Source organism: Chryseobacterium sp. CBo1 (genome assembly GCF_001693475.1).
GTDB classification, from domain to species: Bacteria; Bacteroidota; Bacteroidia; order Flavobacteriales; family Weeksellaceae; genus Chryseobacterium; species Chryseobacterium formosense.
The window spans coordinates 22,894-36,384 of record NZ_MAUH01000025.1; the positions used below are offsets into that span (position 1 = coordinate 22,894).

The 13,491-nt window shown below is 34.3% G+C and carries 14 protein-coding genes; 7 read left to right on the plus strand and 7 right to left on the minus strand.

The genetic code is table 11. The features are described 5' to 3' along the window. Positions 1 to 16 precede the first annotated feature (16 nt). The gene (locus BA768_RS13840; protein ID WP_065721240.1) at positions 17 to 766 is read left to right on the plus strand and encodes an RDD family protein; all 750 of its coding nucleotides are present in this window, start codon (positions 17 to 19) and stop codon (positions 764 to 766) included. Positions 767 to 810: 44 nt separating this feature from the next. Here BA768_RS13840 and BA768_RS13845 read toward each other — a convergent pair whose 3' ends face one another. Further along, complete coding sequence (locus BA768_RS13845) at positions 811 to 1,254, minus strand: hypothetical protein (protein WP_065721241.1); 444 nt, start codon at positions 1,252 to 1,254, stop codon at positions 811 to 813. Between the two features lie 157 nt (positions 1,255 to 1,411). Here BA768_RS13845 and BA768_RS13850 point away from each other — a divergent pair, with 157 nt between their 5' ends. Next, the gene (locus BA768_RS13850) at positions 1,412 to 1,702 is read left to right on the plus strand and encodes a GNAT family N-acetyltransferase (protein ID WP_034678074.1); all 291 of its coding nucleotides are present in this window, start codon (positions 1,412 to 1,414) and stop codon (positions 1,700 to 1,702) included. Here the strand turns inward: BA768_RS13850 and BA768_RS13855 are convergent. The 5 genes from BA768_RS13855 to smpB all read right to left on the minus strand — a co-directional run bounded on the left by BA768_RS13855 (position 1,691) and on the right by smpB (position 6,605). Next, complete coding sequence (locus BA768_RS13855) at positions 1,691 to 2,662, minus strand: glycosyltransferase family protein (protein WP_065721242.1); 972 nt, start codon at positions 2,660 to 2,662, stop codon at positions 1,691 to 1,693. The genes BA768_RS13850 and BA768_RS13855 overlap by 12 nt on opposite strands. A gap of 1 nt (position 2,663) precedes the next feature. Beyond that, positions 2,664 to 3,488 carry a UDP-2,3-diacylglucosamine diphosphatase gene (locus tag BA768_RS13860; RefSeq protein WP_065721243.1) on the minus strand — a complete coding sequence of 275 codons (825 nt, stop codon included), beginning with the start codon at positions 3,486 to 3,488 and terminating at the stop codon, positions 2,664 to 2,666. A gap of 276 nt (positions 3,489 to 3,764) precedes the next feature. Then, positions 3,765 to 4,505, minus strand: a complete 741-nt coding sequence (locus BA768_RS13865; RefSeq protein WP_065721244.1) for a YebC/PmpR family DNA-binding transcriptional regulator — start codon at positions 4,503 to 4,505, stop codon at positions 3,765 to 3,767. Between the two features lie 91 nt (positions 4,506 to 4,596). After that, a complete protein-coding gene (locus BA768_RS13870) occupies positions 4,597 to 6,069 on the minus strand; it encodes an OmpA family protein (RefSeq protein WP_065721245.1) in 1,473 nt (490 codons plus the stop codon). 77 nt (positions 6,070 to 6,146) lie between these two features. Continuing rightward, a complete protein-coding gene (gene smpB, locus BA768_RS13875) occupies positions 6,147 to 6,605 on the minus strand; it encodes an SsrA-binding protein SmpB (protein ID WP_047480469.1) in 459 nt (152 codons plus the stop codon). Between the two features lie 119 nt (positions 6,606 to 6,724). Between smpB and BA768_RS13880 the strand changes: the two genes are divergently transcribed. Beyond that, the gene (locus BA768_RS13880; RefSeq protein WP_034678062.1) at positions 6,725 to 8,347 is read left to right on the plus strand and encodes an ABC-F family ATP-binding cassette domain-containing protein; all 1,623 of its coding nucleotides are present in this window, start codon (positions 6,725 to 6,727) and stop codon (positions 8,345 to 8,347) included. A gap of 69 nt (positions 8,348 to 8,416) precedes the next feature. Beyond that, positions 8,417 to 9,448, plus strand: a complete 1,032-nt coding sequence (locus BA768_RS13885) for a hypothetical protein (protein WP_065721246.1) — start codon at positions 8,417 to 8,419, stop codon at positions 9,446 to 9,448. 57 nt (positions 9,449 to 9,505) lie between these two features. Here the strand turns inward: BA768_RS13885 and BA768_RS13890 are convergent, their stop codons facing one another. Continuing rightward, positions 9,506 to 10,318 carry a M48 family metalloprotease gene (locus BA768_RS13890; RefSeq protein WP_065721247.1) on the minus strand — a complete coding sequence of 271 codons (813 nt, stop codon included), beginning with the start codon at positions 10,316 to 10,318 and terminating at the stop codon, positions 9,506 to 9,508. A 192-nt stretch (positions 10,319 to 10,510) separates the two neighbouring features. Here BA768_RS13890 and recJ point away from each other — a divergent pair, with 192 nt between their 5' ends. From recJ to BA768_RS13905, 3 genes are all read left to right on the plus strand, one after another. Further along, complete coding sequence (gene recJ / locus BA768_RS13895; protein ID WP_051882917.1) at positions 10,511 to 12,256, plus strand: single-stranded-DNA-specific exonuclease RecJ; 1,746 nt, start codon at positions 10,511 to 10,513, stop codon at positions 12,254 to 12,256. Between the two features lie 54 nt (positions 12,257 to 12,310). Next, the gene (gene nadD, locus BA768_RS13900) at positions 12,311 to 12,895 is read left to right on the plus strand and encodes a nicotinate (nicotinamide) nucleotide adenylyltransferase (protein ID WP_065721250.1); all 585 of its coding nucleotides are present in this window, start codon (positions 12,311 to 12,313) and stop codon (positions 12,893 to 12,895) included. Between the two features lie 66 nt (positions 12,896 to 12,961). Further along, positions 12,962 to 13,300, plus strand: a complete 339-nt coding sequence (locus BA768_RS13905; protein WP_065721248.1) for a DUF3817 domain-containing protein — start codon at positions 12,962 to 12,964, stop codon at positions 13,298 to 13,300. The last annotated feature ends 191 nt before the right edge of the window (positions 13,301 to 13,491 follow it).

Consider the following 13,491-nt stretch of genomic DNA (forward strand, 5'->3'; position numbering starts at 1 on the left):
TAAAATAATAAAAATTATGTCTCAAATTGCGATAAATACCTCTCAAAATGTAAATATTAATTTTATCACTGCAAGTATTGGAGAAAGGATTCTGGCATACATTATAGATGGTGCAATCAAAGTCGCATACATCATTGCCGCATTTTATATTTTCTTCAGTATTTTAAATTTGGGATACCTTTTGGATGGGCTGGATCAATGGTCTCAAATGGCTGTTTATATCGCCATTACGCTCCCCGTTTCTATTTACCCTGTTGTTTTGGAAAGCCTGATGGAAGGTCAGACACCAGGAAAAAAACTATTGAAAATTCGGGTGGTGAAAATAGACGGTTACCAGGCAAGTTTCGGAGATTATCTGATCCGCTGGGTTTTCAGATTAATCGATACTACTTTCGCAGGAGTGGTGGGTTTAATTTCTATGATCATTTCTAAAAATAATCAGAGATTGGGAGATATTGCTTCCGGAACAGCTGTTATTTCCCTAAAAAACAACATCAATATTTCTCACACAATTCTGGAAAATATTCACGAAGATTATATTCCCTCTTTTCCGCAGGTGATTGGTTTGAGTGATAATGATATGAGAATCATCAAAGACAATTATATAAAAGCACTTAGCGTAGATGACCGACAAGTCATTACAAAGCTTTCAGAAAAAATAAAAAGCATTCTTAAGCTTGAAATCGATCCTACAAAAATGACCGAAAGACAGTTTATTGGAATTATTATTAAAGATTATAATTATTACACCGGAAAAGACAATTAATCAATCGTCAATTCTTTATTTTTAAATCTGTTTAAATTTAAAAACTACTGCAGAAGAGACCAAATCCCGACACCAATTCCTGCATAAGCTGCAACCGTAATAATATCGGCGATGGGTTGTGAAAATCGTTTTTCAGCAATTCTCTCAGCATTGATCTGATCCTTGTGGAATTTCAGAACTTTATCTGGTTGACGAACCGGGTGTGCGACAAGACTATCACTTTCCCAACGGTCAACAATTACTTTATAGTTCTTACCACCAACATCAATTCTTACGTTTTTATTTGGTGCAAGTTTTTCCTTAACATTGATCGGAGCAGGTGTTGGTTGTACATCCTTCTGTCCCGGAGCAGTATTATTAGCAACTGCAGCATTATTTTTAGGATTTTGTTTATTGTCAATTGCCGGATCTACAGGTTTTTTCACCTGATAAGTATAACAACTTACAAGACACAATGATATAATGATAAGATAAAGATACTTTTGCATTGACCAAATTTAAGAATTAAACGGAATATTTGGCATTTTCTTTTAAAAAGATATAATTTTTAAAAATGAATTGTCCATTCATGATTTATTTCTTGATTTAGATCAAAACTTTCACGGTGCAGTTTTTGTATTTTTAATTTCAATTAAAATATAAGCTATGAGATTCGAAAATAATAAATCAGGAAACGGCGGAGTTATTACCCTTAACAATGAAATCAAAGAAATCGGAAGATTGACTTACACTATTTTTCCCGAAGATCAGAAACTGATTATTTCATTCGTTTTGGTACATCCCGAATTTGAAGGTCGCGGAATGGGAAAGTTTTTAGTGGAAGAAGCTATTAAATTTTCAAGAGAAAACAATTGGAAAGTGTATCCGCACTGTTCTTACGCAAGGGCTGTAATGAGAAGAATGAATGATGTGGAAGATATCTTTCTACAGAACTAAAACTTCATTCAGCAAAATATCTTCAATATCATCAGGATAATTGACCTTGAAATGAAGATCAGATGCTACCCATTTTTTAATTTCCTCCACATCTAAAATTTTAGAATTGGAAATTCCCATTTTATCCAAAGCTGCAGCATTACATTCCTGTTCATATTGATTGTGAATGGGAATGACAAACAGCTTTTTATCCATGAAAAGTGCTTCGGCAGGAGTTTCAAAACCTGCATTGCAAAGAATTCCGTCACAGTTTTCGAATGATTTTAAAAATTGCATTTCGTCAATAGGAAAAACCTCAACATTTTTTATCTTCACCTGAAGTTTACTGTATTTCGAAAAAATTTTCCATTCTACAGGAATTTCTCTTAAAACTTTAATGATATTTTCATCTGAAAAACTCGGAAGGTAAACTACATAAAAACCTTTTTTATCAGGACTCAGGCTTCTGATTTTTCTTCTGATAACAGGTTTTTTAATTTGCGGATGATAATTTTCAAAATGAAAACCTATTTTCCGTTCACTCGGAACATAATATTTTAAAATTAATTCTCCGAAAAAATCTTTTTTTGAAGGTTTTGGGGTTTCTTTAAAACTCATCGAAGCCTGATGACTCAGCTCAATCATGTTTAAATTCTGCATTTTACAAGCCCAACCCGTCAAAGGTTCATAATCATTAATGATCAGATTATACCTGCTTAAATCAATATTTTTAATTGTTTTAAATGCTGCAAGAAAATTATTCCTGAAAAGAATCTTTTTATATGAAATTCCGCCTGTCTTGTTATAAAGCAAGGAAATACCCTGATGTTGAAAGTTAATTGGAAAATCAGCTTTTAATTGAGATTGATGGCCGCTGATCAGCGTATCGACTGAAGCATATTTTTTAAGGATCGGAATAATTTCCTGTGCTCTTGCGACATGCCCATTTCCTGTCCCCTGAAATGCGTACAATACTTTCATACTAAGTAAACTGGGTTACAATTTTCAAAAGATCAGAATTGTTAATATCCTGAATTTCTTCAGATTCATCATCTTTCAGCAAATGTTTGTGGTCTTCGTAGTGAAAAATTTTCCATTCATTCTGGTCAAATTCTAAAGCCGATAAATTTTCAATCCAATCGCCGGAATTTAAATAAGTACATGAACCTTTTTTATTAACAACTTCCCGCATCTGTGGTTGATGAATGTGTCCACAAATCACATAATCATATCCGTTATCGATCGCTAATTCGGAGGCTGTTAATTCAAAATCGCCAATATATTTGACTGCCTTTTTCACATTATTCTTGATTTTTTTTGAAAATGAGTATTTTTCCTTACCCATTTTTTCTAAAAACCAATTGACAACATTATTGATGACAATGAGAAGATCATAGCCTTTTCCGCCCAGCTTTGCAATCCATTTTGAATGCTGAACCGATGCATCGAAGACATCCCCATGGAAGATCCACGTTTTTTTGTTATTAATATCCAGACAGAGTTTGTTGCAGACTTTCAGCTTACCTAATTCGAAATCGGTAAACTTCCTGAACATTTCATCGTGATTACCGGTAATATAGTAGACATTTGTGTTTTTAGTTGCAAATGAAATGATCTTTTTGATCACCTTCAAATGAGGCTTAGGAAAGTAAGATTTTTTAAACTGCCATATATCGATAATATCACCATTTAAAACTAATATTTTCGGTTGAATAGAATTTAGATACCTTAGAAGCTCTTTAGCCTTACATCCGTAAGTTCCCAAATGTACATCCGAAATAACAACCAATTCAACGTTTCTTTTCATTTGCAGCAATTATCTTACTAATGATCAAAAGTGATCGCCATGTCAATTAGTATTTCTATTTACCAAGTATGGCGATTTCACAATTGATTCTTTTGCAAAGAAACTAATTGAAAATTAACTGTATATGAATGCTATATTATTTTTGTTGCTGTACTGTATAAAAAAGCCACGAATACACGAATGAATTAATATCATTACATCTTTGAGTAAGGGTTATGATATTAATTCGTGTATTCGTGGCGATAAATTTCTCTCTGCCACAAACAGAGTTGTTTTTTAAAGAGATTCTAAAAGCTCGTCTGTAATTTCCATATTGTGATAAACGTTTTGAACGTCATCATCTTCTTCGAAACGGTCAAGCATTTTCATGTTTGCTTTAAACTGCTCTACCGTAACCTCTTTCGTATTGTTTGGAATTCTTTGCAACTCTGCACTTTTTACTTCAATTCCAAGCTCATCCAATTTATGAGATAAAGAACCGAAATCTTCAAATGCAGTCGTGATCATTACTTCTTCCTCATCTTTTTCAACATCTTCAGCTCCTCCGTCGATCATTTCCATTTCGAAATCATCCCATTCCATTTTGATCTGAGCCAAATCGATTGTGAAAATCCCCTTTCTGTCGAAGATGAAAGCTAGTTCACCATTTTTACCAAGGTTTCCATCAAATTTATTGAAAACTGCCCTTACATTAGCTACAGTTCTTGTCGTGTTGTTTGTTGTACACTCTATAAAAAATGCAACACCACCTTGACCGTATCCTTCATAAGTGATCTCTTCGTAGTTTTCAGCATCAGCACCACTTGCTTTTTTGATCGCTCTTTCTACATTATCTTTTGGCATATTTGCACCCTTCGCATTCTGGATGCATCTTCTTAATGCCGGATTCGATTCCGGATCGGCTCCACCTGCTTTTACAGCTAATGCAATATCTTTTCCTATTTTAGAAAAAGTTTTGGCCATTTTATCCCAACGAGCCATTTTAGAAGCTTTTCTATATTCAAACGCTCTTCCCATTTTAGATTTAAATTTCGACAAAAATACTCAAAATCAACAACAAAAAAAATACCCCCGGAAACCGGAGGTATTTATTATTTAGAAAAATTAATTATTTTCTTTTTTTAGCTGGAGCTTTTTTCTTAGCTGGAGCTTTTTTAGTTGGTAAGTCAGACTTCTTGTAAGTTTCCCACTCTGATCCAGAGATCGCTCTTACAACAACTTTTCTGTCTGCTTGTCTTTCAGCATCAGAAGCTGTTTCAGGAACTGTAGCTTCTTGCTCACCAATACCGATAGATTTCAATACTGATCCGCTAACACCTCTAGCTTCTAAAGCAGCAACTACTGCCGCAGCTCTTTGTCTAGATAAGTTCAAGTTATAAGCTTCGCTACCTTTCTTATCAGTCATACCGATGATTACGAAATTCTGAGCAGGAGCGTCTTTAATAATCTTAGCAGCAGTCTCTAATTTACCATTAGATTCTGGTTTGATTGTAGCTTTGTTGAAGTCAAACAATAGATCTTTGAATTCTCTTGTAATAACTACATCAATTGGTTCTACTGGTGCTGGAGGAGGACATCCGTTGTGTTCTGGAACACCAGGAACTGTAGGACATGCATCATCTTTATCTAAGATACCATCACCGTCTGTATCTGGCCAAGGACATCCGTTGTTTTCCGCAGGACCTGCAACTGATGGACAAGCGTCATCTTTGTCGATTACGCCATCACCATCTGTATCTGGCCAAGGGCATCCGTTGTTTTCAACCGGACCAGCAACTTCTGGGCACTGATCGTCTTTATCTGGAACACCGTCACCATCTGTATCAGGACATCCCTGGAATTCTGGTAATCCTGGTGTATCTGGACATAAATCGTCTTTATCTAAGATACCATCCTTATCTCTGTCTCTGTTTCCGAATCTAAAGTTCAAAGAAGCAGAAGCTTGCCAGAAGTTAGCATAATTAGCTTTATCACCTGGAGTTGAAACATAATCTCCCTGAACACCTAAACCGAAGTTCTTAGTTAACCAAAAGTTAACACCAGCACCAGTTGCAACTGCGAAATGATTTGCTTTTCCTTGCTCATTTCCATTTTCACCGTTTGTAACAGATACTCCGTTAACATCAGTTCTTGGGAAAGAAAGAGATGTATAATCATGTCTTAAATAATTAGCACCTACTCTTAAATAAGGATCGAACCAAGATTCTTCATTCCAAAGTAGACCTGCTGCTTTAGCCTGGAAACCAAGACCTGTCATCAACATGAATTCTTTACCCATATTGAGTCTCTGGTTTTCAACATTACCTACAGTAGTTTGCCAGTCGATAACTAAACCTTTACCGATGTTTCTAGCAACTGTTAATTTAGATAATGGAGGTGTAATTGAGAAGTTGTCCATATTGAACATAGTCTTCGTCAAATTAGAAGCAGAGAAGGTATTGCTGAAATTACCTGCCTGTGCTTTATGGTTTTCCGCATGAGCACCAACTCCGATCATCCACGGATTGTTGGTAGTCTGAGCGAAAACAGTAGAGGCAACTGTAAGCGCCAATGCTGAAATTCCTAATTTTAGATTTTTCATAGAATTAAATGATTAAATAATTGATATTGCAAAATAAATATAATTTTTCTTTATAAACAAAGTTTTCAGGATGATTTTTAACTTTTCTTTAATATTCTATCGAGGTTTCGTTTATTTTCTCTATCTTTTATGGCCTCCCTTTTATCAAAGAGTTTTTTACCTCTTCCTAAAGCGATAATAATTTTAGCTTTGCCTCTTTCATTAATATAAAGTTTTAAAGGAATAATTGTGTTTCCTGCATCCTTAAGCTTTTTTTCAAATTTTAACAATTCTCTTTTGTGCAAGAGCAACTTCCGTTCCCTTTTTGTTTTATGATTATAAAAAGTTCCCAATTTGTATTCATCAATCATCATATTAATGATGTATAATTCCCCTTCAATAAACTGGCAAAAAGACTCTGTGATCGATGCCTTAGACATACGCAGCGATTTGATTTCCGTACCTGTCAAAACCATTCCGGCTTCTATTTCTTCGAGAATTTCATATTCAAAGCGTGCTCTTTTATTTAATATTCTGACTGTTTTTTCAATCTTCATTATTCTTAAATTTTGTTATTAAAAATACAAAATTTGCTTTCATATAAAAACTTGAGTATTACAATATTATCATTTACCCAAATTCTTTTCGTATTTTTGCGCCAAATTTACAAAACTATATGTTAACAGTATCTAACTTATCTTTACAATTCGGGAAAAGAGTTCTTTTTGACGAGGTAAACATTATGTTTACCAAAGGAAACTGCTACGGGATTATCGGAGCAAATGGTGCAGGAAAGTCTACATTCCTTAAAATATTAACAGGAAAACAAGACCCAACAACAGGACACGTATCTTTGGAACCTGGAAAAAGAATGTCAGTTCTTGAGCAGGATCACTTTGCTTACGACCAATATACGGTACTTGAAGCGGTTTTGAGAGGTAATAAAAAATTATTCGAGATAAAAGAGGAGATGGACGCGCTTTATGCCAAGGAAGACTTCTCTGATGAAGACGGGATTAAAGCAGGTGAACTAGGTGTAATCTACGACGAAATGGGAGGATGGACTGCAGAATCTGATGCTCAAACCATGCTTTCAAACGTGGGTATAACAGACGACATGCACTGGCAAATGATGAGCGAGCTTGAAAACAAAGACAAAGTAAAAGTTCTTTTGGCTCAGGCGCTTTTCGGAAATCCTGATGTACTTATTCTGGATGAACCTACGAACGACCTTGATATTGACACTATTTCTTGGTTGGAAGATTTCTTGGCAGACTATGAAAACACGGTAATCGTTGTATCTCACGACCGTCACTTCTTAGATACAGTTTGTACGCACATCGGTGACTTGGATTATGCTAAATTAAATCTTTATACAGGTAACTACTCTTTCTGGTACCAAGCTTCTCAGTTAGCAACAAGACAAAGAGCTCAGGCTAATAAAAAAGCGGAAGAAAAGAAGAAAGAACTTCAGGACTTCATCGCTAGATTTAGCTCAAACGTTGCAAAAGCTAAACAGGCAACTGCAAGAAAGAAAATGATCGATAAATTGAACATCGATGATATTAAACCTTCTTCTAGAAGGTATCCGGCAATTATTTTCGAAATTGAAAGAGAGGTTGGAGATCAGATCTTAGATGTGAAAGGTCTTGAGAAAACAAAAGACGGAGAGTTATTATTTTCAAACATCGATTTAAATCTAAAAAAAGGTGATAAAGTTGCTGTAATTTCTAAAAACTCTTTGGCAATTACAGAATTTTTCGAAATCTTGGCCGGAAATACAGAAGCAGACAAAGGAACTGTTGCTTGGGGAGTTACTACAAACCAATCTCATATGCCTTTGGACAATACAAACTTCTTCCAGGAAGACTTAAGCTTGGTAGATTGGTTGAGACAATTCACGAAAAACGATGAAGAGCGTCACGAAGAATTCGTAAGAGGATTCTTAGGAAGAATGCTATTCTCCGGTGATGAAGCGTTGAAATCTTGTAAAGTACTTTCAGGAGGTGAAAAAATGAGATGTATGTTCAGTAGAATGATGCTTCAGAAAGCAAACGTTCTTTTATTAGATGAACCTACCAATCACTTAGACCTGGAAAGCATCACGACATTGAATAACTCACTATCGAACTTTAAAGGAAATCTTTTATTGGCTTCTCATGACCACGAAATGCTTTCAACAGTCTGTAACAGAATCATCGAGCTTACTCCAAACGGAATCATCGACAGAGAGATGACATACGATGAATATCTTGCTGATAAAAAAGTAAAAGAATTAAGAGAAAAAATGTACGCTTAATTCTAAGAAACATTAATTTATAAAAAACCTCAAAGTGATTTGAGGTTTTTTATATTTTTAAAGAAAAAAATGAAAGTTACTTTATTCTATTTTCTTTTCATCTCCGCACTGTTATCTTGTCAGGAAAAAATAAAACTGAATATGCCTGAGTATGATGATGTGATGATGACTTCAAATTCATACAATTTGCCTTATAACGTAAATTTCACTCAGGAAACCTTACCAAAAAAATTGAAAAGATTTGAACAGAAAAGCAATGATAAATATTTAAATATTCTGGAATATGATAGAAATAGTAATCTGATCTTCAAATATTATCGACAATTTGTTAGTGAAAACTGGAATGGTAAATATTTAACAATTATAGAAAGGAATTTTTACAATAATAAAAATCAGATAATAAAAACAATTGTCTTAAATTCTAATACAGGATCAAGCGAAAATGAATACAATTACGATTCAGAAGGAAATCTTATTCTGGTAAAAACAAAAGGAATTCCAGCCGAAGGCAACAACAATAATCCTTGGAGATATATTGAAAATTTAGTTACTAGTAATGACTTTGACAATGATAAAAATGTTATTAAAGTTGATAAAAACAACGACTATAATTATTTTGTTTATCAATATGATTTTGATAAAAAACAAGTGAGTGCTTTCTTTAAAAATCAGGAGTCAGAACAAAAATTTCATGTTGTTTATAAATTTAATTCTTTAAATCAACTGGTCTCCAAAACTGCGTTTGATGAAAATTCAATTAATTATTCGAATTCTTATTTTATTGAATACAAAGGCAATTACAAAATTACCAAAGAATATGATGATGAAAAGAACCTAACCCAAACAACTGTTGAATTTAAAGAAAATTCATTCACTAATATCGAAACTGTGAACATGGAATTTCATTTCAAACAAGAAAGAAAATATTTTGGTAAAACTTTGGTTTTTGATAATAGCTTTAGTGAAAGTGAAAATGAAAAAATATCCGAAAAATATGAGCTCGACAACTATTATATTCCGGTAAAGATGACCCGTACAATCAACGGAAAAATTGATTCTGAAATTTCTTTTGTCAATAAATATGAATTTTTCAAAGATTGAATTTAAATAAAAATCCTCAAAAATTATTTTTGAGGATTTTCATCTATTCATTTAAAACTATTTTGTAAGTTTAGTTTTAGGCAAAGAAACTGTTCCGGGATCTTTCCAAAGACCATCTTTTTCAGCTCTTTTCTTAATCGCTTCAGCTCTTTTGTTGCTGTCCGGATGCGAATTAAACATTTTCTGGAATTTAGACTGTGTACTTCCTTCTGAAAGTAGTGCCAGTTTCTTAAATGCCGTATACGCCCCAACAACATTATAATTATTAGATTTCATAAAATCATAAGAATAATCATCTGCCTGATTTTCCTGCTTTTTGCTGTGTGAAGCATCCAGAAAAGCATTTGCCATTTTCCCTACCTGGCTTTCAGATAAATTGGCAACCGTAGACGAAGCAGATGAAGCAGCATCCAACGCAGCAGCCTTGAGATAAGCAGACTTTATAGCATCTTTTGTATCTTCATTTTTTACGTGACCGATTTCGTGCCCTATTACTGCAAGCAATTCGTCATCCGTCATGACATCCATCAATGAAGAAAAGACACGTACACTTCCATCTGCACAAGCAAAAGCATTGATGTCGGAAACTTTGTAAACTTTATAATTTAAGTTTAATCCGTCCTGAGATTTGTGTTTTGCAAAAAGCTTGTTTAGTCTTACCGTATAAGGATCTTTTGGCCCTGCAACAGGATTATTCTTATCCATATAATCCACCGATTCTTTAGATAATTTTACAGCATCCGCATTAGAGAAAGTGAGTGCAGAAGCACCTTTAGAAACCACACCAGCAGCTTTTCCCAGATTAATCTTTTGAGCATTAACAGCCATTGAAGCACCAATGAAAAGTGCAGAAACCAGTATTTTTTTCATATTATATAATTTGTGGAACAAAGATAAACAATTCGAAAAAAAGACTTTTATCGGGATGTAGAATTTATTCTATAATTCATAAAGACTTTTATCATATCATCTAAAAATTAATTGTCTTCCTGCACAGATTGAAATATATTAAAGCATAAATTTCCAATAGCTTTTCAAATAAATTTTACCTATTTTTGTGACATGAGTCAAAAATGGATTTATAAACCCGAACCTGATGAAGAGATTGTTGATGGATTGAGTTCGTCGCTTGGTTTTGGAACTTTTGAGTCCAAATTATTGGTTCTAAGGGGAATCGACAATTACCAGAAGGCGAGAGAGTTTTTCAAGCCCAACATGAATGATATTCACAGTCCTTTTCTGATGGCCGATATGCAAAAAGCCGTAGAGCGCATTGCCACTGCTATTGAAAACGGAGAGAAAATATTAATATACGGAGATTATGATGTAGACGGCACTACCGCTGTCGCATTAATGTATCTTTATTTAAGAAAAATCGTTCATAAAAAATATCTAGATTTTTATATTCCCGACAGAAATTCCGAAGGTTACGGAATTTCAACGGAAGGAATAGATTTCGCCAAAGAAAATGGCTTTACACTCATCATTGCCTTAGACTGCGGTATCAAGGCTTTAGATATGATTAATTATGCCAAAAGCAAAGATATTGAATTCATTATCTGTGATCACCATTTACCAGGTGATGAAATTCCTGATGCAACCGCGGTTTTAGACCCTAAAAGAAGCGACTGCAGATATCCTTTCAAAGAACTTTCAGGTTGTGGTGTAGGCTTTAAACTTTGCCAGGGTCTGAACACCATTTATAAAATTCCTGAACAGGAGCTTTTTGAGCTAACTGATCTTTTAGCTATTTCAATTGCTGCCGATATTGTTTCAATGACCGGGGAAAACAGAGTTTTGGCTAAAATGGGCTTAAAAATGCTCAGAAAAACCCGAAATATGGGACTGAGACTTCTCATCCCGGAAGATAAGCTTTCTCATTTTGAAATTTCGAATATTGTATTTGAAATTGCTCCAAAAATTAATGCTGCAGGAAGAATTTCGCATGGAAAAGCGGCTGTGGAACTTATGGTTTCAGATAATCTGAAACACGCTCATCAGATTGTAGACGACATTATGAACCTCAACGATGAACGTCGTGAGCTCGATATGAACTCTACCCTTTCTGCTTTAAATCAGATTATTGAATCTCATCAGGAAACAAAGTTTTCTACCATTGTTTACCATCCTGAATGGAACAAGGGCGTTATCGGAATTGTTGCATCCAGATTAATAGAAACACACTACAAACCAACTTTGGTTTTCACTGACGGAAACAACGGTGAAATGGTCGCTTCTGCAAGATCCGTTTCGGATTTTGATGTGCATGAAGCATTGGATCTCTGTTCTGAATATTTCCTGAAATTCGGAGGTCATCACGCTGCTGCAGGGCTTTCAATGGAAAAATCGAAATTTGAAGATTTTAAAATTAAGTTTGAAAAAATCGTTGCCGAGAAAATAAAAGACCATCAAAAAGAACCTTCAATTACGGTTGACTGCGATGTTGACATTGATGAAATCAACAGAGATTTTATTAATTTCCACAGGAAACTTGCTCCTTTCGGACCTCACAATATGAAGCCCAATCTGGTTTTAAAAAATCAGAAAATTTCCGGCTATCTAAAAACGATGGGAAAAGACAACAATCACCTGAAATTTTACATCAAACAGGAATCTACCGGAAGAAATATTGAATGTGTTGGTTTTAAACTTGGCCAATACGCCGATGATTTCAGAACCAAAAGTTTCGATATCGCATTTACTCTCGAAGAAAATCATTGGAAAGGAAATGTAACGCATTGTTTGAATATCAAAGATGTGAAGTTTCATTCTGATGAAAGCGGGGTGTTGAAAGATGGAAGTTTTTAAACCCGTGCACTTTGTGAAAAAATCTTAGTGAACATCGTGGTAAAAATAATGAAAATGAAAAAAATCGGTTTATTCTTCGGATCATTTAATCCAATCCATATCGGACATTTGATATTGGCTAATTATATCCTGGAAAATTCGGATATGAATGAACTTTGGTTCGTGGTAAGTCCTCAGAATCCATTTAAAGAAAAAAAATCATTATTAAATGATCACAATCGTCTCGACATGGTAGAATTGGCGATCAAGAATTATCCGCAAATGCGTGCTTCCAATGTCGAATTTTCTCTTCCAACACCGAGCTATACAATTGATACTTTAACCTATCTTAAAGAGAAACATCCTGATTATTCTTTTAGTCTCATCATGGGTGAAGACAATCTGAAGAGTCTTCATAAATGGAAAAACTATGAAATTCTTCTGAAAAATCATCACATTATTGTTTATCCTAGAGTCTTTGAAGGTGAAAAGAAAGATTCGGATTATTTTCAGCATGAAAACATTTCATTAATCAAAGCACCTGTTATCGAACTATCGGCAACTGAGATCAGAAATATGATTATGCAGGGTAAAAATGTAAGACCAATGCTGCCTCCGGAAGTTTTCGAGTATCTGGACGGGAGTAGTTTTTACAAATAATAGTTGTTAGTTGTTAGTTGTTAGTTGTTAGTTGTTAGTTGTTAGTCAAAATTAAGATTTAATGTAATGGAGTTTCTCGAAAATCTTTTCTCAAAATATTCTCAGGAAAAAATCATCAGATGGTTTAAGCAGATCTGTTTAGCGGAGGCAATTTCCTGGTTTTTCTTGTTTACTGCGATGATCTGGATCAGGGTTGAGCCTGAAAGCATTTTCGCCATTATTTATATCAGTACGATCGGAAGTATTCACGGATTATTTTTCACGTTATACCTTTTATTTGTGCCTTCTACTAGAAAAATTTATTCCTGGGATGATGAAGACAGCATTTTCGCTTTTATTGCTGCTTTTTTCCCTTTTGCCACTATTTGGATCGATAAAAAACTTGCTCGTTTCGACAGAGAATAAAAAAAGAGGCTTTCTTACGGCCTCTCTTTTTGTTACGATTTATATCTATTAATTATCTCTAATAACCCGTAGTGCATTATAAAAAAAGTTATTCATGTTACAAAAATTTGTAAATTGTATTGACTACCAATCAAATACATTCATGAATAACCTAGATGCAATTTACGATTTTATTCTCACAAAATTGAGAG